The following is a 21,695-nucleotide window of genomic DNA, read 5'->3' on the forward strand; positions in this document are numbered from 1 at the left end:
ATTCACCCCTTTTATTGGGCTATTTCTCTAGCTTTTTCTAGTACTTCATCTATTGATCCAACAAATAAGAAAGCTGATTCTGGAACATTATCGTATCTACCTTCTAATATTTCTTTGAACCCTCTTATAGTTTCTTTTATTGGAACATATCTACCTTGCATTCCAGTGAATTGTTCTGCTACTGTGAATGGTTGTGATAAGAATTTTTGTATTCTTCTTGCTCTAGCAACAATAAGTTTATCTTCGTCAGCAAGTTCATCAACCCCAAGGATAGCGATTATATCTTGAAGTTCTTTATATCTTTCTAATATATGTTTAACTTTTGAAGCAACTTCATAATGCTCTTCTCCAACAATTCTTGGATCTAGTATTCTTGATGAAGAATCTAGTGGATCAACAGCTGGATAAATACCTATCTCAGCTATACTTCTTGATAAAACTGTCTTAGCATCAAGATGGTTGAATGTTGTAGCTGGAGCTGGGTCAGTTAAGTCATCAGCAGGTACATATACTGCTTGAACTGATGTAATTGATCCATGAGTAGTTGATGTAATTCTCTCTTGAAGAGCACCCATCTCTGTAGCAAGTGTTGGTTGGTAACCAACAGCTGATGGTATTCTTCCTAATAAAGCTGAAACCTCTGATCCAGCTTGTGAGAATCTAAATATATTATCTATGAATAATAACACGTCTTGACCTTGATCTCTGAAGTACTCAGCCATTGTAAGTCCTGTTAACGCAACTCTCATTCTTGCTCCAGGTGGTTCGTTCATTTGTCCAAATACTAGTGCAGTATTTTTTATAACTCCTGATTCCTTCATTTCGTAGTAAAGGTCATTACCTTCTCTTGATCTTTCTCCAACTCCTGTAAATACAGAAATTCCACCGTGCTCTTTAGCTATATTGTTAATAAGCTCTTGGATAAGAACTGTTTTACCAACACCGGCTCCTCCGAATAGACCGATTTTACCCCCTCTTTGGTAAGGTGCTAAAAGGTCTATAACCTTTATTCCAGTTTCAAACATTTCAGGAACAACTGATTGCTCTTCAAATGATGGAGCTGGTCTATGAATTGGATATTTTTCTTCATTATTAACTTCTGCTCCACTATCTAGTGGTTTACCTAATACGTTAAATATTCTTCCTAATACGCATCCACCAACGGGTACTGATATAGGTGCTCCAGTGTCAACAGCTTCTATACCTCTTCTTAATCCTTCAGTAGCTTCCATAGCTATAGTTCTAACTATGTCATCTCCTACGTGTTGCTCTACCTCACAAACTAAGATTTTTCCATCGTCCATTTTTATGTGTATTGCATTAAATATATTAGGAAGTTCATCATTTGCAAACTTTATATCTACAACTGGTCCAATAACCTGAACTACTTTACCTATATTATTAGACATTTTGAGTACCTCCTTATTTTTGTGCTTCTGCTCCACCAACAATCTCTGATATCTCTTGAGTTATGATACTTTGTCTTATTCTATTGTACTTAGCATCTAATGAGTTTAATAAATCATCGGCGTTTTTAGTTGCTCCGTCCATTGCCTGCATTCTAGCACTTTGTTCACTAGTTTTTGAATTAAACATAGCATTCATGAATTTACCTTTTAAATATGATGAAACTAATGAATCTATTATTTCATCCTCATCTGGTTCAATTAAAAAAGAAACCTTTCCTTTTTCTCCAGTTAAATCTAAAGGTAATAATCTCTCTTCAACAACCTCTTGTTTAACAGGTGAAAAGAATTTAGTATAAACTAAATTTACTTCTCCAAAGTTTCCATCAGTAAATTCTTTAACAGCTTTATTTACTACAGTTGATGCATCACCAATATTCGGTGTATCTCCTAAATCAACATATTCTGCTAAAGTAGAAATCCTATTTTTCTTAACATAATGGATACCTTTTTTCCCCACTACTATTGCTTCTATATTTTCAATATTATCTTCATACTTATCTCTTACAAAAGCAGCAGTATTACCATTAAATCCACCACATAATCCTGAATCTGATGCTAATAATATTATTAACTTTTTAGGATTATCATTGGATTTAAGTAAAGGATTATTATTGCTATTTAATGATCCGATTAATTCTCTAGCAATTTCATCTAGACTTCCAAAATATTGATTATTTTCATTTAACTTTTGTCTAGCTTTTCTTAACTTAGAAGTGGCAACAAGTCCCATAGCTTTTGTTATTTTTCTTGTGTTTTTGATACTTTTTATTCTTCTTTTAATTTCTAAAAGTCCTGCACCTGCCATTTAAGCTCCACCTCCATTCTTAAAAATGTGGGCATAGCTTTAATTAAAAAGCTATGCTCTTATTTTATATTAAGAATATTTTTTTAAATTCTACTATAGCGCTTTCTAAAGCAGATTTTAATTCATCGTCTAAAACTTTCTTATCTAATATAGCTTTACCAATTTCTCTATGATGAGTATCCATATATTCTAAGAATTCTTTTTCAAATCTCTTAATATCTGAAACCTTAATATCTAATAAGAAATTGTTAACTGCAGCATATATTATCATAATTTGTTTTTCAACTGCCATTGGCTTATATTGGTCTTGTTTTAATATCTCAATAATTCTCTTACCTTTTTCAAGTCTTGCTTGAGTATCCCTATCAAGGTCAGAACCGAATTGAGCGAATGATGCTAACTCTCTATATTGAGCAAGTTCTAGTCTTAATGTACCAGAAACTTGTTTCATTGCTTTTATTTGAGCATTTCCTCCAACCCTTGAAACTGATATACCCGGGTTAACAGCTGGTCTTTGTCCTGCGTTGAATAACTCAGTTTCTAAGAATATTTGTCCGTCTGTTATTGATATAACGTTAGTTGGGATATATGCTGTTACGTCTCCTGCTAATGTTTCTATTATTGGAAGCGCTGTTAATGAGCCTCCACCATTTTCTTTTGATAACTTAGCAGCTCTTTCAAGTAATCTTGAATGTATGTAGAATACATCACCTGGATAAGCTTCTCTTCCTGGTGGTCTTCTAATTAATAATGACATTGTTCTATAAGCAACTGCGTGCTTACTTAAGTCATCATACACTATTAATACAGATTTACCTTTGTTCATGAAATATTCACCCATTGTACAGCCTGCATATGGTGCAATATATTGTAATGGAGCTGATTCTGATGCTGATGCAGTTACAACTATTGAATAGTCCATAGCTCCTTCTTCAGTTAAAGTGTTAACTATATTAGCTACTGTTGATTGTTTTTGTCCAATAGCAACATATATACATATAACGTCTTTACCTTTTTGGTTAATTATAGTATCTATAGCTATAGCAGTTTTACCTGTTTGTCTATCTCCTATAATTAATTCCCTTTGTCCTCTACCTATTGGTATCATTGAGTCAATCGCTTTAATACCTGTTTGTAGAGGCTCATTAACAGAACTTCTTTCTAATATACCTGGTGCTGGTATTTCTATAGCTCTGTAACCATCATTTTTGATAGGACCTTTTCCGTCTATAGGTTGACCTAGTGAATTAACAACTCTACCTACTAGATCCTCTCCTACTGGTACTTCAACTATTTTTCCAGTTCTTTTAACGATGTCTCCTTCTTTTATACCTTCTTCTGATCCTAAAAGAACGCAACCAACGTTATCCTGCTCTAAGTTAAGAGCCATACCGAAAACTTGATTAGGGAATTCTAGAAGTTCACCTTCCATACATTCTTCTAATCCGTAAACTCTGGCAACTCCGTCACCTATCTGTATGATAGTACCAGAATCAACAGTTTCTAGCTCTTTTTCATAGTGTTTTATTTCATTCTTGATTATAGAAGTTATTTCTTCTGGTTTAATATGCATAGACTCACCTCTATTCTCTCTTAAGCATTATAAGTTTCATATCATCAAGTCTAGATTTAACAGTACCATCTATAACATCATCGCCAACTCTAACATAAAGTCCACCAATGATACTCTTATCTATATCTTGCTTTAATAATATTTTCTTTGAATATTTATTTTCTAACTTTTCTACAAGTCTTTTAACTTCATCTTCTGTTAGTGGAACAACACTTTTAACCTCAGCTAATAAAGTATTGTTTCTTTCTAGATGAATTTTTTCCATTTCTTTTAATTTTTCTTTTAGGTAAAGTATTCTATCTTTTTCTATAAGAACCATTAAGAATGAAAGTAACTCTTCATCTATTTTTCCTTCAAATATATTTTTGAAAGTTTTCTTCTTTCTTACAGTACTTATTTGAGGATGCTTTATTATTTCATAAAGCTCTGTATTACCATAAACTATGTCACAAATTTCTCTCAAATCATTTAAGTACTCTTCAACTTTGTTCTTTTCTTCAGCAACTTCGTATAGAGCTAAGGCATATCTTCGATCTAAATATTCGTACATAATTAGATACCTACCTTTTCAATAAAGTCATTTATTAAATCTCTATGTTTAGCTTCATCGATAGATTCTCCAAGTGCTTTCTCTGAAAGCATTACAGAAATATCAACTACTTGTTGCTTTAATTCATATCTCGCTTTTTCTTCTTCTCTTTGAATTTCAATATTAGCTCTATTTAATATAGCCTCAGCTTCTCTATGAGCATCATCAACTATTTCTTTATAAATTCTGTCAGCTTCTTTTTTCTGTTCTTCTCTAAGCTTTCTGCCTTCTTCCTTCGCAGATTTAAGAATTCTTTCATTATCTAATCTTAATCTTCTTGCTTTTTCTGCATCTTCATCAGCTTTTAAGATTGTTTCATCTATAGCCTCTTGTCTTGCGTCGATGGCTCTCTTGATTTTGTCCCAGAAAAAATGTTTTAGTATAAGAATTAAGATTATAAAGTTAATGATTGTAGCTAATATTCTCATAAAATTTAATTCCATATATCAATCACAGCCTCCCTTCGGAGTCAATTATATTAACTCTATTATCTTCATTTATTAATTACTACAAGTTCTTAATAAAAAGTTACGCAATTTGATATTAAACAACGAATAATAAGATTATTGAAATTACTAAACCATATATAGCTGTTGCTTCTGAAAGACCAGCTCCCATGATGAATAAACTTTGAATTTTATCTGATGCTTCTGGTTGTCTTGCAGTTGCTTCTATTGCTCCTGCTGTTGCAATCCCTATACCTATTCCGGCTCCTATACCTGCTAATACAGCTATACCTGCTGCTAATAACTTCATATCCATTAAAAATTCCTCCTTTTTTAAATCAAACTAAAGTTATTTTGATTTGTTCCTCTAATTTTTCTTAGTGATCTGCTAACATTTTAATGTTTACCATTGTTAACATTGTAAATACTATCATTTGTATTGTTCCATCAAATACATCGAAGAAACCATGTGCTAGTATTGGCACACCTATTTGTGCAATCCATCCTATATGAGCTAGACCTGAGTACATTAAGTCTATTAATAGAGTGGCTGCTAACATATTACCAAATAAACGTAGTGCAAGAGATACTGGGAAAATTATTCTCTCCATTATATTTAAAGGTAACATTACTGGATATGGCTTGAAATATCCTTTGATATATCCTCCAAGATGACATTTACGTAATGCATTAGCATGAACAACAACAAAGGAAGTAATTGTTAATGCCACTGCAACACTTAAATCCTGAGTTGGAGGTGCAAGCCCTATTAATCCATAAAGGTTTAAGACAAGTAGGAATACTGCTAATGTTCCTATATAAGGTACAAAACCAATATAACTTTCCCCCATGTTACTCTTTACCAAGTTATAAACTGTTTGATAAACTGACTCTAAAACAACTTGTAACTTGCCTGGTTTATTTTTAAGGTTTCTAGTTGATACTATAGCAAATATTGTTATAACAAGCATTGCTGCCCATTGAAAAATAATTGTACTACTAATTGTCAAACTACCAACCTTAACTGTAAACATTGGTGCAAAGATATCCACGGAATCACTCCCTTTCTATCTTAGTATTAATTTATATATGTATATAAATATTTATTTATTTTGTGATAAGGCCTTATTCTTTTTGGTATAAATAAATATTGATATCTGATGTGAAATAAATCCAATTAGATAAAATGCTAACTCTTTAACATTTCTCATAAATACTAGTGTAAATAAAAGAATTAGAATCATTCTTAATACAAAGCTTATTTGAATTTTTAAAGCTCCTCTTCTTTTATTTATGACCTTGTGGATTACAATTGCATTAACCGTAAAATTAATTGTAGCAACTATACTTCCAACTAAAAAAGCCACCCCAAATTTAAAATTAACTAAACTAATTACTAGGGTTGCTATTATCGTCAATAAAATATTAGTTTTCATTACTGAAAAAACTAAATCTTTGATTTTAGCGTTCACGTATAACCTCCATAGTTCCGCAATGTTACTTTACTAATTATATTCCTGAATTTAATATTAATAAAATTTAAATTTTGCTTGAATTTATTAATATTCTGATATTTTAAAGTACTTTTAAGCATTTCCTTCATTTTTACTCTCAAAAACTCTCATTTACTCTTTTTTCAATTATTTTTGAATGCTTTTGAATATACTATTTCATTTTTCTGAATTTTTTAATTATTATTCATTATCTTGAGTTAAATTTCGATTACTATTTTCGATTTTGAAATCCTTTTTTAAAAGTTTTTATTATAAAATCGTATATTTTATCACCTTTTTTATCAAAAAAGTTTCAAACCACTATTTAGAATAAAATATACAACTTAAAAGGTTTTGAATAACCTTTTTAATATTTATTCACATTTTTTTTGATTTTTTTTTAAAATCCTTATTTTTTTTAATATTTTCGGAACCTTAATCCTATTTTTTTCTATTCTTTATTCTATTATTCATACTTTTTATATAAAATCTAAATAAAATATATATTTTATAATATGAATTTTTATTATTACTTTTGTGCATATTTTTTTAATATATTCTTTATATTAAGATGATAAAATGTATAAATTTAATTTTTAAAATAAAAAGATGCTATCCTATTAAATGGATAGCATCTAAAAATATATATAATAATGGTAAACTTATTATCTTTCTACGATTAAAGCTGTTCCCATTCCTCCACCTATGCAAAGTGTTGCTAAGCCTGTTTTAGCATCTCTTTTCATCATTTCATGAAGTAATGTAACTAATATTCTAGCTCCTGAAGCTCCTACTGGATGTCCTAAAGCTATAGCTCCACCATTTACGTTAACTTTGCTCATATCAAAATCTAAATCTTTAGCTACTGCTAAGCTTTGAGCAGCGAAAGCTTCGTTTGCTTCTATTAAATCAAGATCTGAAACTGTTAATCCAGTTCCTTCTAATGCCTTTTTAGTAGCATAAAATGGTCCATATCCCATGATTGAAGGATCTAATCCTTTTGAACCATAAGAAACTATTTTACAGATTGGAGTTACTCCTAATTCTTTTGCTTTTTCAGCACTCATAACTACTAAAGCAGCGGCACCATCATTTATACCTGATGCATTACCAGCTGTAACTGTACCATCTTTTTTGAATGCTGGTCTTAATTTCCCTAATTTTTCAGCAGTTGATCCAAATCTTGGGAACTCATCAGTATCAAATACTATTGGATCACCTTTTCTTTGTGGAATTACTACTGGTACTATTTCATCTTTGAATTTTCCAGCTTTTATAGCTGCTTCTGCTTTAATTTGAGAATTTGCAGCAAATTCATCTTGCATTTCTCTAGTTAATCCCCATTGATCTGCTATATTTTCAGCAGTTATACCCATATGGTATCCATTAAATGCATCTGTTAATGCATCATTAACCATGGCATCTATCATCTTGCCATCGCCCATTCTTTGACCAAATCTTGCAGTTTTTAAAACATATGGTCCTTGTGACATGTTTTCCATACCACCAGCTACTACTACATCAGCATCTCCTGCTTTTATCATTTGAGCAGCTAAAGCCACACATCTTAAACCTGAACCACAAACTTTATTTATTGTCATTGCAGGAACTTCAACTGGTAAACCAGCTTTTACCGCTGCTTGTCTTGCTGGGTTTTGTCCTAATCCTGCTTGGATTACATTACCCATTAAAACTTCATCAACACATTCTGGTTTTACACCAACTTTATTTAAAGCTTCTTTAATAACTAAAGCTCCTAAATCTACAGCAGGAACATCTTTTAATGAACCTCCAAATGATCCTAATGCTGTTCTTACTGCACTTGCAATAACTACCTCTCTCATATCAAAAACCTCCCATTTAGGTAAAAATTTATCAAAAATATATGTTTTTTCTAACCAATTTAATTATAACCATAAATTTACTAGCTTTCAATATATTTTGTTAAATTTTAAACAATCTTTTTTATTATTTTTTGCTTTTTATAAAAAAAGACAGATATTTTAGCTTCATTATAGAAATATACCATTAAAATTTCTATATTATTCTAAATATCTGTCTATTCATCCCAATTATTCAAATTATATTTATCAAACTTTTTAACAAAGTCTTATTTGCTTACAAATTCTTCTACAGATTCATCACTTTTTCCAAAGTAGTTTAAGATAGCTTTTACTATTCTTTCTGAAGCTTTACCATCTCCATATGGATTTATAGCTTTACTCATTTCTGCGTAAGCTTTTTCATCATTTATAAGTGAATTAGCTTCTTCTAAGATTTTTTCTACATCAGTACCAACTAACTTAACAGTTCCTGAAGCAACAGCCTCTGGTCTTTCTGTTACATCTCTTAAAACTAATACTGGTTTTCCTAAGTGAGGAGCTTCCTCTTGTAATCCACCTGAATCAGTCATAACCATGAAGCATTTATTCATTAAGTTATGAGTTTCTTTTGTATCAAGTGGTGGTAAAAGATGTACTCTTTCTTTTCCATCAAGATTTTTATAAACAACATCTTTTACAACTGGATTTAAGTGAACAAGGTAAACTAATTCAACATCTTTATTATCTTCAACTATTTTGTTTAAAGCTGTACAGATGTTTTCTATACCTTCTCCCCAGTTTTCTCTTCTATGAGCAGTTATCATGATAACTTTTTTGTTTTGGAAATCTATGTTGTTTAATTCTTCATTTTCAAACACATAATTTTCTTCAACAGTATGTTCCATAGCATCGATTACAGTATTACCTGTAACTTTTATGTCATTTTCATTTATTCCTTCTCTCAAAAGGTTAGCTTTTGAACCTTTAGTAGGAGCAAAATGTAAATCAGCTAAAGCACCTGTTAATTTTCTATTCATTTCCTCTGGGAATGGGAAATATTTATCAAAAGTTCTAAGTCCAGCCTCAACATGCCCAACTCTTATTTGTTGATAGAAAGCTGCTAATCCACCAGCAAAAGTTGTAGTTGTATCTCCATGTACAAGTATCATATCTGGTTTTTCTTCAGTGAATACTTTTTCTAATCCCTCTAAAACTCTATTTGTTATTCCAGTAAGAGTTTGACGAGTTTTCATTATATCTAGATCAAAGTCAGGTTTTATATCAAATAGTTCTAAAACTTGGTCTAACATTTCTCTATGCTGAGCAGTTACACAAACTTTTGACTCTATTTCTGGTCTTTTCTCTAATTCTTTTACTAGTGGAGCCATTTTTATAGCTTCCGGTCTTGTTCCAAAGATAGTTAAAACTTTTATCTTTTCCATGAATCATTTACCTCCAAAAATAATCAATAGCTACTTATATATTAAGTAGCTATTTAAATTATAACTATTTTGTTCCAAATAGTCTATCTCCTGCATCACCTAATCCAGGAACTATATATCCATGATCATTTAATTTCTCATCAATGCATGCAACATATATATCAACATCTGGATGAGCTTTTTGTACAAATTCTATTCCTTCTGGTGAAGAAATTAAGCACATAAGTCTTATTTGCTTAGCTCCTCTTTTCTTTAAAAGAGTTATAGCATCTGCTGCTGAACCACCTGTAGCTAGCATTGGGTCAACAACGATTATATCTCTTTCTGCTATGTCTTGTGGTAATTTACAGAAGTACTCTACTGGTTGAAGCGTTTCTTCATCTCTATATAGTCCAATGTGACCTACTTTTGCAGCAGGTATAAGTTGTAGCATACCATCTACCATACCTAATCCAGCTCTTAATATTGGAACTATAGCAACTTTTTTACCAGCTAAAACTTTACATTTAGTTTTGCATACTGGAGTTTCTATATCGATTTCTTCCATTGGAAGATTTCTTGTTACTTCATAAGCCATAAGCATAGAAACTTCACTTACTAATTCTCTGAAATCCTTAGAACCTGTATTTTTATCTCTTATGAACGCTAACTTATGTAATATAAGTGGGTGTGTTATTTCTGTTACTTTACTCATTGTATCTTCCTCCTAAAATCTATATATAAAAAATTTTTTGACTAATTATTTTGAATATTTTTTCTCAATTTCAGTTAATTTATCAATTCTAGTTTGGTGTCTTCCACCTTCAAATTCTGAATTTAAGAAAGTATCAACTATATCTAAAGCTAATCCTGGACCTACTACTCTCTCACCCATAGCTAATATATTTGCATTGTTATGTTGTCTTGTTGCATGAGCACTAAATGTGTCTGAACAAAGAGCAGCTCTTATTCCTGGAACTTTATTTGCTGATATTGATATTCCTATACCAGTTCCACAAATTAATATTCCAAATTCAAATTCTTTTGAAGCTACTGCTTCTGCAACTTGTATAGCTATATCTGGATAATCACAAGAATCTGTGCTATATGTACCAAAATCTTTTAACTCAATACCTTTTTCTTCTAAGTGCTTCATCACTATGTTTTTTAAATTAAATCCACCATGATCGCAACCAATTGCTATTTTCATTTCATTAACCTCCATTATACCTGTTTATTTTAAAATATATTATTTTAAAAAAAGTGCTCTTTCAATGACTAATAACACTACTTAAAATAAAAATTTAAATAGTAAGTCAAATAAAAAAGCACTTTTTTTTATTAATTGGAAGAACACTAAATAAAGATATTAAACTTTCAAAAAAAACAAATATAGAATTTTTAAAAAATGTAAATTCAAAACAATTCCTTTTTCTCAAAAGTTTCATTCTTATCTAGCTCCTTCCATATATTTTCTTAAACTATTGTTATATCAAATCCACAGGATTTTTTTAATCTATTCATTATGGCCACACCTAATCCTTTTTCTTCAAAAGCTTCAGTTATTATAATATCCACTCCTAAATCGTCAAAGGCTCTAAGCATTTCAAATAAGTTTTTTGTTACAGAAGTTAAATCTTCTCTAGTTCCTAATGATTTAACTATCCCTTCATCATACATAGAAACAGTTTCATCAGTTGCCATAATTCCGACCTTTAAATCTTCATCTATGTAATTATGCACCATTTCTTTAATTTTTTCAACCATTTTATTTATTGGTCCTTGAACCATTTTAACTTTTGCCTTTGGTGCATAATGTTTATACTTCATTCCTGGGGCTTTAGGTTTTGTATTCTCATCTAAAGTAGTTAATATAGCTTTATCTATATATACACCTTCATCTATACTTTTTAACATTTCTAAAGTTATTCCTCCAGGTCTTAAAACACATAAATGTTCACCTGTCGCATCTACTATAGTTGATTCTACCCCTATTTTACTTTTTTCAGATCCAACTATGAAGTCAACTCTTCCATTTAAGTCTTCTTCACATCTTTCTATATCAGTTGGACTAGGTCTTCCTGATATATTAGCTGATGGTGCTGCAATAGGCACTCCAGATAATTCAATTAATTTTAATGCGATATCATTATCTGGCATCCTTACTCCAACAGTGTCTAATCCTGCTGATGTAATATCTGAAACTATATCTTTTTTCTTTAAGATAATAGTTAGAGGACCTGGCCAATATTTTTCTATTAATTCCTCTGCAAACTTTGGTACCTCAGCAACATATTTATCAATATCTTCTTTTTTTGCTATATGTATTATTAAAGGATTATCTTGAGGTCTTCCCTTTGCCTCAAAAATTTTTTTAACTGCTTCTCCATCTAAAGCATTTGCACCTAAGCCATAAACAGTTTCAGTTGGGAAAGCACCTATTCCACCTGATTTTATAATTTTAGCAGCTTCTTCTAAATGTTTTATATCTTTATCTATATCTTTTATGAATTGTATTTTTGTTTTCATAAAACAATATCACCTTCATCTTTTATAAATTCTTTTGACCTCTAGCAATCTTTATATTTTCAATACTATCACTTGTATAGGTTGCTGTAACACAACTTTTATATATGTCATCTAAAAGCTTAAATTTCTTTAAAGCTCCTCTTTTTATTATTATGTAATACCATTGGCTTCCTTTATTTAATCTAACCATCTTTTTATAGTCATCACTTAACCCTTGGTGAACCTTACAAAAATAATCTCCAATAGGCTTCCCAAATTTACCTTTTCTACCTTTATTAGAAAAGACTATAATTATTTTCATATCCTCTAACTCATTTTCTGTATGAACTAAAACTACCCTGTCACAGTATATGTGTTTATATTTAGATAATACATTAGGTTTTATTCTTAAAATTCCATTTTCACAAGAATACTCTAACCTTATATTATTAAAATTTTTAACCATAACAATAACTATAAAAATTTCTAAAAAGATTAAATAAACTATTAGAAATTCCTTATAAACTTCAAAAAACCAAACTAAAAGAGGTAATAGTATTAGAAGTATTACCATAATAAACATGAATCTTTTATATGATTTTCTTTGTTTTTTTATAGCCTTATCTATATTCATAAGTATATTCCTCTTTAATCAACATATTAAAACCATGTATTTTTAAAGCCTTACATTATTCATGTAAGGCTTTATATATTAAAATTCAGTATTACCCATTGCTTTCATTTTTTGAGCTTGATCTTCAGTGATTAAAGCATTTAATATTTCGTCTATATCACCATCTAAGAAGCTATCTAATTTATATAAAGTCATGTTTATTCTATGGTCAGTTACTCTTCCTTGTGGATAGTTATAAGTTCTTATTCTTTCACTTCTATCTCCAGTACCAACCTGACTCTTTCTATCTTCGGCAATACCAGCTAATCTTTCTGCTTCAGCTTGCTCGAATAATCTTGCTCTTAATACTTTCATAGCTTTTTCTTTATTCTTAAGCTGTGATTTTTCATCTTGACATGAAATAACAATACCTGAAGGTAAGTGAGTTAATCTTACAGCTGAGTCAGTTGTATTAACGCACTGTCCACCATTACCTGATGCTCTAAATACATCTATTTTAATATCTTTATCATTTATTTCTATTTCTACATCGTCAACTTCTGGTAAAACAGCTACTGTAGCAGTTGAAGTATGTATTCTTCCTGAACTTTCTGTATCAGGAACCCTTTGAACTCTATGTGCTCCACTCTCATACTTAAGTTTTGAATAAGCACCTGCTCCTTTTATCATGAATACAACCTCTTTGAAACCTCCAATATCAGTTTCATTTGAACTCATTAATTCAACTTTCCATCTATTCTTTTCAGCGTATTTAGTGTACATTCTGAAAAGGTTAGCTGCAAATAGTGCTGCCTCGTCTCCACCAGCACCACCTCTAATTTCAACAAATACGTTTTTATCATCATTAGGGTCTTTTGGTAATAAAAGAATTTGTATTTCGTCTTCTAATTCTTTTTTTCTTTCTGATAAATCCTTAATTTCAGCATTTATCATTTCTCTCATTTCTTGATCACTTTCTTCTGAAAGCATCTCTTTATTAGCTTCTAAATCTTCTATAGCTTCTTTGTACTCTTTGTACTTATTAACTATAATTTCTAAGTCAGCATGTTCCTTACAAAGTTTTCTCCACTCTTTTTGGTTAGCCATTATTGAAGGATCACTTATCTTGACTGAAAGTTCATCATATTTATTTTCAATAAAATTTAATCTATCAAGTATCATCTATTATCACTCCGTATACAGATTTTCATATTTTACAATTATAACACACTATTATGTTATCTTTCAAGATTTACTCTTCCTATAACACATCTGTCTAAGCCTGCTAAATCTTTAATTACCTTAACATCATAGTATCCTTTTTTAACCATTAAGTTTTTAACATCTTCTCCTTGATCATGTCCAATTTCAAAAGCTAATATACCATCTTGCTTTAATACTTCTAAAGATTCGTTAATAATTCTTCTATAAAATATTAAACCATCCTCTCCCCCATCTAAAGCTAAATGAGGTTCATAATCTTTAACATCCTCCATTAAAGTGTTTATAACTTCCGTTCTTATATATGGTGGATTTGAAACTAAAATATCATACTTGTTTTCTTTTTTTATAACTTCACTTAGAAGATCACTTTTTATAAAATTACATCTTTTTGATAATTCTAGCTCTCTTATATTTTTTCTTGTAACCTTTTCTGGTATATCATCTATATCTATTAAATCTACATTTATATTCTTTCTATAATTAGCTAAAGATAATCCTATAGCCCCACTTCCACAACATAAATCACATACATTTATATTTGCATCTTCATCTACATTGTTTAATACTTCCTCTACAATTATTTCAGTATCCCCTCTTGGAATTAATACTCCCTCTTCTACATAGAAATCTAATCCCATAAACTCACAAGTTCCTAAAATATATTGCATAGGCATTTTTTCTTTTCTTTTCTCTAATAAATTTAAAAAATGTATCTCATCAGATTTTTTAACTTCTTCATTCTTATTAGTAATAAGCCAAATCTTATCTTTTTCAAGAACTTTACCTAATAATAGTTGAGTATCTAATATATATGTATCAATCCCAACTTCTTTTAGAGTTTCATTTCCTAAATTTAATAATTCTCCAACTTTTTTATTTTGTTCTTTCAATCCTTCAGCCCTCCTTAAAGAAGCTATGGCTACTTCAATCTGAGAATCATCTGGTTCTCTTGTAGTTAATTTTTGCAACTGCAAACCTGGTGCTGCTATTATTTTAGCGAAACTTCCCTGTGATTTCCCAAGCCATCTTATAAGTTCATATGTTATTCCTGCTACAACTGGCAACATTGCTACTCTTATAGCCGTTCTTTGAACTACTGAATCCCAATTAGTAAAAGAAAATATAAATATACTTACAATAGCAACTAAAAATAAAAAGTTTGTTCCACACCTAGGATGAAATCTAGGGTATTTTCTTACATTTTCAACTGTAAGTTCATCTTCATTTTCATAGCAAAATATAGTTTTATGTTCTGCTCCATGATATTGGAATACTCGTTCTATATCTTCTAATTTTCCCATTAAGTACATGTATCCTAAAAGCATCCCAATACTTATTAAACCTTCAATAGCACTTAAAGTCCAGGCTGGGAAACTAAGTTTTTTAAGTAAAAAAGTAATTCCCGTTGGTATTGCTACAAAAAGAATTATGGCAAATATAAAAGAAAGCATAATTGTAAGAGTCATTATTACATTATTAGCTTTTTCACCAAATTTATTATTTAACCAATCTTCAAATTTTGAAGGCTCTGTATCATCAAAAAAACTTGCTGAATAATTTAAAGATTTTAAACCTACAATTAAAGATTCTACAAGAGTTACAAATCCTCTTATAAATGGTAGTCCTAAAATTTTATTCTTCTTTGTATATGGTATTGTTTTTTCAAAAGAAACCTCTATATTTCCATCTTGAGTTCTAACCGCTGTAGCTGTTCCTTTTGCGCCCCTCATCATAACGCCTTCTAATACTGCTTGACCGCCAACTTGGCATTTTCTCATAATTTAAACCCTATCCTTTCACTAACTAATTATTAGAATCCTTACCATATTTATAATTGAAATAACATTGTCCACATAATGATTGATATTCTACATTATCAACTAAGTCTATAGCAACTTGCTCTCCTTCAAATGTAAACTTACCATTTATCATTCTTCCATTTAATATAGCTTTTCTTCCACATTTACATATAGTTTTCATTTCTTCAATACTATGTGCTAATAATAAAAGTCTTTCACTTCCTTCAAAGCCATTCATTTGGAAGTCTGTTCTTAATCCGTAACAAATTACTGGAATACCTTTTCCAACTGCAATCTCAAATAATTCATCAATATGATGAGCTTTTAAAAATTGAACCTCATCAACTATTATACAGTCTATTTTTCTCCCCTTCTCAAGTCTTTCATCAATCATCTCTATAATATTATCATTAACATCTATTAAAATATCTACAACTCTCTCAACACCTAATCTTGAAACTACTTTGTCTCCACCTTTTTTATCTGTTGATGGCTTAACTATGATAACTTCCAAACCTCTTTCTTCATAGTTATGTGCCACTTGCATAAGATGTGTAGATTTACCTGAATTCATTGCCCCATATCTAAAATATAATTTGCTCATATTAATTTTAAACTCCTTATCCTCTTATAATATTCTAAATATGATTATAACTTAAATAAGAACGCTTTTAAACTATTGACGATTAAATAACCCCATGATATACTTGTAAATAGTTGTTTAGCAACATTTTTTTATTTTTGAAAGAGGTGAATTACATGAGACAAGGCATACATCCAGAATACCATCACGATACAGTGGTTAAGTGTGCATGTGGAAACACTTTCACAACTGGTTCAGTTAAACCAGAACTTAAAGTTGAAATATGCTCTAAGTGCCACCCATTCTTCACAGGAAAACAAAAAATCGTTGATGTTGGCGGAAGAGTTGATAAGTTCAACAAGAGATTTAATCTTAATAAATAATTTCTTTATGGGAAAGACTCAAATCTTTCCCATTTTTGTTTATAAGGAATATTTTTCAAATAAAGTTTGTTTTTACAAACATATTTTTAGTAAAAGTGAGTGAATATGATGAAAAAAGTTCTTATTTTAAGTACATCTACTGGTTATGGTCATAATCAAGCAGCTAACTCTTTAATGGAACTTATAAAGAATGATGATACAGAAATTCTTATACACGATTTTCTTAAGGAGAACCGTTTCTTTGATAGATCAATAGTAAATGGATACGATTTATGTGCAAGTTCCCTAGGAACTCTTTATGGTCTACTTTACAAAATTAGTAATATAAGAATTATAAATAGTTTAACTAGTCTTTTATTTTTGCCTGTTGCAAATAAGTTAGCTAAATTTATTGATAATTTTAATCCAGACTTAATTATTACAACGCATCCTTTAGCCATAAGTATTCTTTCTCATTTAAAAAGAAAAAAAGTTATAACAGTACCAGTTATCTCTGTTGTTACTGATTTTAAATGTCATTATACTTATATATCTAAAAGAATTGATCATTACATAGTTGCTTCTGAATTCACAAAAGAAAATCTAGCTTCAAAAGGAATACTTAAAGAAAAAATATCGCCTTTTGGTATCCCTACAAAAAAAGATTTTTACGAAGCAGATTATCATAATTATGTAGAACATATTACCAAACCACCATTAAAGCTCCTTTTAATGGGAGGCGGCATGGGTTTAGATAACATATCTAAAGTCTTAGAAACTCTAATGAAAAATGAGAACCCTTTAGATTTAACTATTGTTTGTGGAAACAACACTGTGTTAAAGGAACATTTATGTAAAGAATATGAACATGTAAAAGGGAATAAAACATTAAATATTTTAGGATATACAACGGAAATACCTAAAATAATGAAAAATTCTGATTTAATCATTACAAAGCCTGGTGGATTAACTACTACCGAATCACTTTTAAGTCATTTACCGATGATAATTCCATTTATAATTCCAGGTCAAGAAAGTGAAAATAGAGACTTTTTATCACAAAGCAATTGTGCAATTGCTATCAATCACTTGGAAGAATTAAATACGGTAATTGACGAATTCAATACAGATAATAATAAATTAATTAATATGAGAAATAGTATTTTAGAAGTATTAAGTTCATATTCTCCAGAAGAGACAGTTAAACTTTGTACCAATATGCTAAATAATTCTTATAATAAAAGAAGATATTAAAGTTAAAACTTTAATATCTTCTTTTATTTTTCTATCAATTATAACAATATTATTTTTCACTAAATTATTTGATGTAATCTAAAAACTTCCTAAATACCAATATTTAATTATTCCAAATTACTCTTTAATACAACTTGTAAAAATTCCTTATTATTCTTTGTCTTTGATAATAAGTTTATAAGCTTTTCAGCAACATCTTCTATATTATTTTCTCTTTGTAATACTCTTCTTATTTTATATGAAGCTTCTCTTTCTTCTTCATTAAATAATAAATCTTCTTTTCTTGTACCAGATTTATAGATATCTATAGCTGGGAATATTCTTCTTTCTTGAAGTTTTCTATCTAAATGTACTTCCATATTTCCAGTACCTTTAAATTCTTCAAAAATCATATCATCCATTCTACTTCCTGTATCTACTAATGAAGTAGCTAATATAGTTAAACTTCCGCCTTCTTCTAGCTTTCTTGCTGCTCCAAAGAATTTTTTAGGCATTATAAGTGCTCCTGGATCTAATCCCCCTGATAAAGTTCTTCCAGAAGGAGTAACTGTTAAGTTATAAGCTCTAGCTAATCTTGTTAATGAATCCATTAATATAACTACATCACTACCTTGTTCAACCATTCTCTTAGCCCTTTCTAATACAATGCTTGAAACCTTAGCGTGGTTTTGTGGTTCTTCATCAAAAGTTGAATAGATTACCTCTCCATCAATACTTCTCTTCATATCTGTTACTTCTTCAGGTCTTTCATCAATTAAAAGAACTATAAGTTTAACCTCAGGATTATTTCTTGATATGTTTTGAGCTATTCTTTTTAATAATGTTGTTTTACCAGCTTTAGGTGGTGCAACAATCATACCTCTTTGTCCCTTACCTATTGGACAGATTATATCCATAAGTCTTGAACTTAAATCCCTACTATTATCGCTTTCTAATTTAAGTCTTTCTTTTGGATAAATTGGAGTTAAATCTTCAAACTTCTTTCTTCCAACTGCTTTTTCCGGACTTTCTCCATTTACCTTTTCCACATAAAGAAGAGCTTTAAATTTTTCTCCCTCTTTTGGAATTCTAACCTTACCTTGAACTTCATCACCAGTTCTTAATCCGAATCTTCTTATTTGTGATGGTGAAACATATATATCATCTTCACTTGTTAAATAATTTCTACATCTTAAAAAACCAAAATTATTATTATCTAATATTTCCAGTATTCCTTTAGCTGAGTCTGATGAACTTATCATATCCTTTAATTGTTCTTTTTTACCTTCATCATTGCCGTTGCTGTAGTTATTACTATAACTATTATTATTACTATAACTATTATTATTTCTAAAATTTCTTTCATTAGAAGTATTTTCTCTACTTCCACCTTGCTCTTTTTGAGATATTTTTTCTCTTAAAACAACACCATCTTTATGTATCATTTTAGTATTATTATTTTGTTTATCAAAAACAGCTTTTAATTCTTCAATTAATTCGCTTTTTTTCTTTTTACTTATATTTTTTATTCCTAATTCTTTAGCCTTTTCTTTTAACTGGACTAAAGTCATATTTTCATATTGTTCTATATTCAATTTAAGCACCTCCTGCTTTTTTTAATTAGTGGAATAAGGTAAAGAAAAGTTATTTTAGATTGCCTTAAGAATTTAATATATAGAAACTTTCGAATATTCTTTAAAAAATATATAAACTAATTATGTTAAATATTTATATTATTATCATATCACATAAAATCTAATCTATATATAGTATATTTTCCTAACATTTATTCCCATAACTAATTAGTCAAAAAAGGATACCTAACAAAAGTTAGGTATCCTTTTATAAAATTTAATTATTTATTGTTTAATGCAGCACCAACAAATCCTACGAATAATGGATGTGGTCTGTTTGGTCTTGATTTTAATTCTGGATGATATTGAACTGCTACGAACCATGGATGATCCTTAACTTCTACACATTCAACTAATCTTCCATCTGGTGAAGTACCAGCTATAGTTAATCCTGACTCTAATAATTGAGCTCTGTACTCATTATTGAATTCATATCTATGTCTATGTCTTTCGTAGATTAAATCTGAAGCATAAACATCTTTGCAGAATGTATCGTCTTCTAATTTACATGGATATAATCCTAATCTCATTGTTCCACCTAAATCTTCAACATCCTTTTGCTCAGGCATTAAGTCGATTACTGGGAATGGAGTTTCTGGATTTAATTCTGATGAATGAGCTCCTTCTAATCCTAATACGTTTCTAGCATATTCTATAACAGCACATTGCATTCCTAAACATATTCCTAAGAAAGGTTTTTTGTTTTCTCTTGCCCATCTTATAGCTTCTATTTTTCCTTCTACTCCTCTGTCTCCGAATCCACCAGGTACTAAAACTCCGTCTACACCTTTTAATAATTCATCAACATTTTCTTTAGTTACATCTTCAGCGTTTATCCACTCTATTTCAACGTTAGTATCATTGCTTAATCCACCGTGATTTAAAGCTTCAACAACTGATATGTATGCATCATGTAACTCAACATATTTACCAACTAAAGCAATCTTAGTTGTGTGAGTTAAGTGAGTTATTCTATGAACCATGTCTATCCATTCAGCATTGTCTATATCTCTGCATCCAAGGCTTAATTTTTCACAAACTAATCTATCTAAACCTTCTTTATGTAACATTAAAGGAACAGCATATAAATGTTCTGCATCTAAGTTTTGGATAACTTCACTTGCATCTATATTACAGAATAATCCGATTTTCTTCTTGATATCTTCTGATAATTCTTTTTCTGATCTACAAACTATTATATCTGGTTGAATTCCTATACTTCTTAATTCTTTAACTGAGTGTTGAGTTGGTTTAGTTTTTAACTCACCAGCTTTTCCTAAGTAAGGTACTAATGTAACATGTATGAAACAAACATTTTCTTTACCTACATCATACTTAATTTGTCTTATAGCTTCTAAGAAAGGTAATGATTCGATATCACCAATTGTTCCACCGATCTCAGTGATTACTACATCTACATCTCTTTCTTTTCCTACTCTGTGAACTCTATCTTTTATAGCGTTAGTTATGTGAGGTATAACCTGTACAGTACCACCTAAGTACTCACCTTTTCTCTCTTTTGATATTACTGACCAGTAAACTCTACCTGAAGTAACGTTTGAGTTTTGAGTTAAGTTTTCATCTATGAATCTTTCATAGTGACCTAAATCTAAGTCTGTCTCAGCACCATCATCTGTTACGAAAACTTCTCCGTGTTGGTATGGACTCATTGTACCTGGGTCAATATTTAGATATGGGTCAAACTTTTGAATACTTACACTTAACCCTCTATTTTTTAATAATCTACCTAATGAAGCAGCTGTTATTCCTTTTCCTAATGAAGAAACAACTCCACCTGTTACGAATACGTACTTAGTATTTTTGCTCATATATCTTCCTCCTAATGTAAAATTATGCTTGACATCGTTCTTTGTTTCATTTATAATGATAATTACCTCATTTAGAATGGGTTTTTTATTGCTTGTTTTAATAACATAGTAGATATTCTACCAAATCTTAATGTGGAAGTCTAGTACTTTTTTTTGTTTTTTTAATTTTTTTATTTGTAGAACGTTTACTATTTATATTTTGCTCAGCTTTAGCAGAATTACTTATTAATATTTGAATTTATATGTTGAAACTTATTTAAATTAGTTTCAACTTTTTTATTTTAATTATAA

Annotated in this window: 21 protein-coding genes; 2 read left to right on the plus strand and 19 right to left on the minus strand. The window is 29.9% G+C overall.

Going from position 1 to position 21,695, the window contains the following annotated elements; translation table 11 throughout:
• Window positions 1–11: 11 nt before the first annotated feature.
• The 17 genes from atpD to AC2A4K_RS14590 form a co-directional block, all read right to left on the minus strand.
• A complete protein-coding gene (gene atpD, locus AC2A4K_RS14510) occupies window positions 12–1,409 on the minus strand; it encodes a F0F1 ATP synthase subunit beta (protein ID WP_322503193.1) in 1,398 nt (465 codons plus the stop codon).
• 13 nt (window positions 1,410–1,422) lie between these two features.
• Window positions 1,423–2,274 (minus strand): ATP synthase F1 subunit gamma, encoded by an 852-nt coding sequence (atpG, locus tag AC2A4K_RS14515; protein WP_322503194.1) that lies wholly within the window; start codon window positions 2,272–2,274, stop codon window positions 1,423–1,425.
• 64 nt (window positions 2,275–2,338) lie between these two features.
• Window positions 2,339–3,847, minus strand: coding sequence for a F0F1 ATP synthase subunit alpha (gene atpA / locus AC2A4K_RS14520; RefSeq protein ID WP_322503195.1), 1,509 nt, complete (start codon window positions 3,845–3,847; stop codon window positions 2,339–2,341).
• Window positions 3,848–3,857: 10 nt separating this feature from the next.
• Window positions 3,858–4,397 carry a F0F1 ATP synthase subunit delta gene (locus AC2A4K_RS14525; RefSeq protein ID WP_322503196.1) on the minus strand — a complete coding sequence of 180 codons (540 nt, stop codon included), beginning with the start codon at window positions 4,395–4,397 and terminating at the stop codon, window positions 3,858–3,860.
• Between the two features lie 2 nt (window positions 4,398–4,399).
• Window positions 4,400–4,879, minus strand: coding sequence for a F0F1 ATP synthase subunit B (locus AC2A4K_RS14530; RefSeq protein WP_322503197.1), 480 nt, complete (start codon window positions 4,877–4,879; stop codon window positions 4,400–4,402).
• A gap of 100 nt (window positions 4,880–4,979) precedes the next feature.
• A complete protein-coding gene (gene atpE / locus AC2A4K_RS14535) occupies window positions 4,980–5,198 on the minus strand; it encodes an ATP synthase F0 subunit C (RefSeq protein WP_011592986.1) in 219 nt (72 codons plus the stop codon).
• A 61-nt stretch (window positions 5,199–5,259) separates the two neighbouring features.
• Window positions 5,260–5,934, minus strand: a complete 675-nt coding sequence (locus tag AC2A4K_RS14540) for a F0F1 ATP synthase subunit A (protein ID WP_322503198.1) — start codon at window positions 5,932–5,934, stop codon at window positions 5,260–5,262.
• Window positions 5,935–5,985: 51 nt separating this feature from the next.
• Entirely contained in the window at window positions 5,986–6,354 is a 369-nt protein-coding gene (locus AC2A4K_RS14545; protein WP_322503199.1) for an ATP synthase subunit I, read from the minus strand.
• Between the two features lie 686 nt (window positions 6,355–7,040).
• Window positions 7,041–8,219, minus strand: coding sequence for an acetyl-CoA C-acetyltransferase (locus tag AC2A4K_RS14550; RefSeq protein WP_322503200.1), 1,179 nt, complete (start codon window positions 8,217–8,219; stop codon window positions 7,041–7,043).
• A 266-nt stretch (window positions 8,220–8,485) separates the two neighbouring features.
• Complete coding sequence (gene wecB / locus AC2A4K_RS14555) at window positions 8,486–9,640, minus strand: non-hydrolyzing UDP-N-acetylglucosamine 2-epimerase (protein ID WP_322503201.1); 1,155 nt, start codon at window positions 9,638–9,640, stop codon at window positions 8,486–8,488.
• Between the two features lie 64 nt (window positions 9,641–9,704).
• Window positions 9,705–10,334 (minus strand): uracil phosphoribosyltransferase, encoded by a 630-nt coding sequence (gene upp, locus AC2A4K_RS14560; protein WP_322503202.1) that lies wholly within the window; start codon window positions 10,332–10,334, stop codon window positions 9,705–9,707.
• Between the two features lie 45 nt (window positions 10,335–10,379).
• Window positions 10,380–10,829, minus strand: a complete 450-nt coding sequence (gene rpiB / locus AC2A4K_RS14565; protein ID WP_322503203.1) for a ribose 5-phosphate isomerase B — start codon at window positions 10,827–10,829, stop codon at window positions 10,380–10,382.
• A gap of 266 nt (window positions 10,830–11,095) precedes the next feature.
• Window positions 11,096–12,148 carry an L-threonylcarbamoyladenylate synthase gene (locus AC2A4K_RS14570; RefSeq protein ID WP_322503204.1) on the minus strand — a complete coding sequence of 351 codons (1,053 nt, stop codon included), beginning with the start codon at window positions 12,146–12,148 and terminating at the stop codon, window positions 11,096–11,098.
• 22 nt (window positions 12,149–12,170) lie between these two features.
• The gene (locus tag AC2A4K_RS14575; protein WP_322503205.1) at window positions 12,171–12,761 is read right to left on the minus strand and encodes a hypothetical protein; all 591 of its coding nucleotides are present in this window, start codon (window positions 12,759–12,761) and stop codon (window positions 12,171–12,173) included.
• A gap of 78 nt (window positions 12,762–12,839) precedes the next feature.
• Window positions 12,840–13,922 carry a peptide chain release factor 1 gene (gene prfA, locus AC2A4K_RS14580; RefSeq protein ID WP_322503206.1) on the minus strand — a complete coding sequence of 361 codons (1,083 nt, stop codon included), beginning with the start codon at window positions 13,920–13,922 and terminating at the stop codon, window positions 12,840–12,842.
• Window positions 13,923–13,978: 56 nt separating this feature from the next.
• Window positions 13,979–15,742 carry a peptide chain release factor N(5)-glutamine methyltransferase gene (gene prmC, locus AC2A4K_RS14585; RefSeq protein WP_322503207.1) on the minus strand — a complete coding sequence of 588 codons (1,764 nt, stop codon included), beginning with the start codon at window positions 15,740–15,742 and terminating at the stop codon, window positions 13,979–13,981.
• A 25-nt stretch (window positions 15,743–15,767) separates the two neighbouring features.
• A complete protein-coding gene (locus tag AC2A4K_RS14590) occupies window positions 15,768–16,367 on the minus strand; it encodes a thymidine kinase (RefSeq protein WP_322503208.1) in 600 nt (199 codons plus the stop codon).
• A gap of 155 nt (window positions 16,368–16,522) precedes the next feature.
• On the opposite strand from AC2A4K_RS14590, the gene rpmE reads away from it, so the two are divergent.
• Entirely contained in the window at window positions 16,523–16,729 is a 207-nt protein-coding gene (gene rpmE / locus AC2A4K_RS14595; protein WP_003452406.1) for a 50S ribosomal protein L31, read from the plus strand.
• Window positions 16,730–16,837: 108 nt separating this feature from the next.
• Window positions 16,838–17,962, plus strand: coding sequence for an MGDG synthase family glycosyltransferase (locus AC2A4K_RS14600; RefSeq protein WP_416173351.1), 1,125 nt, complete (start codon window positions 16,838–16,840; stop codon window positions 17,960–17,962).
• 107 nt (window positions 17,963–18,069) lie between these two features.
• Here AC2A4K_RS14600 and rho read toward each other — a convergent pair whose 3' ends face one another.
• On the minus strand, window positions 18,070–19,536 hold the full coding sequence (gene rho / locus AC2A4K_RS14605; protein ID WP_322503210.1) for a transcription termination factor Rho: 1,467 nt from the start codon (window positions 19,534–19,536) through the stop codon (window positions 18,070–18,072).
• Window positions 19,537–19,796: 260 nt separating this feature from the next.
• Window positions 19,797–21,404, minus strand: a complete 1,608-nt coding sequence (pyrG, locus tag AC2A4K_RS14610) for a CTP synthase (RefSeq protein ID WP_322503211.1) — start codon at window positions 21,402–21,404, stop codon at window positions 19,797–19,799.
• Window positions 21,405–21,695: the final 291 nt, after the last annotated feature.

This window comes from Clostridium sp. LIBA-8841 (assembly GCF_057782475.1).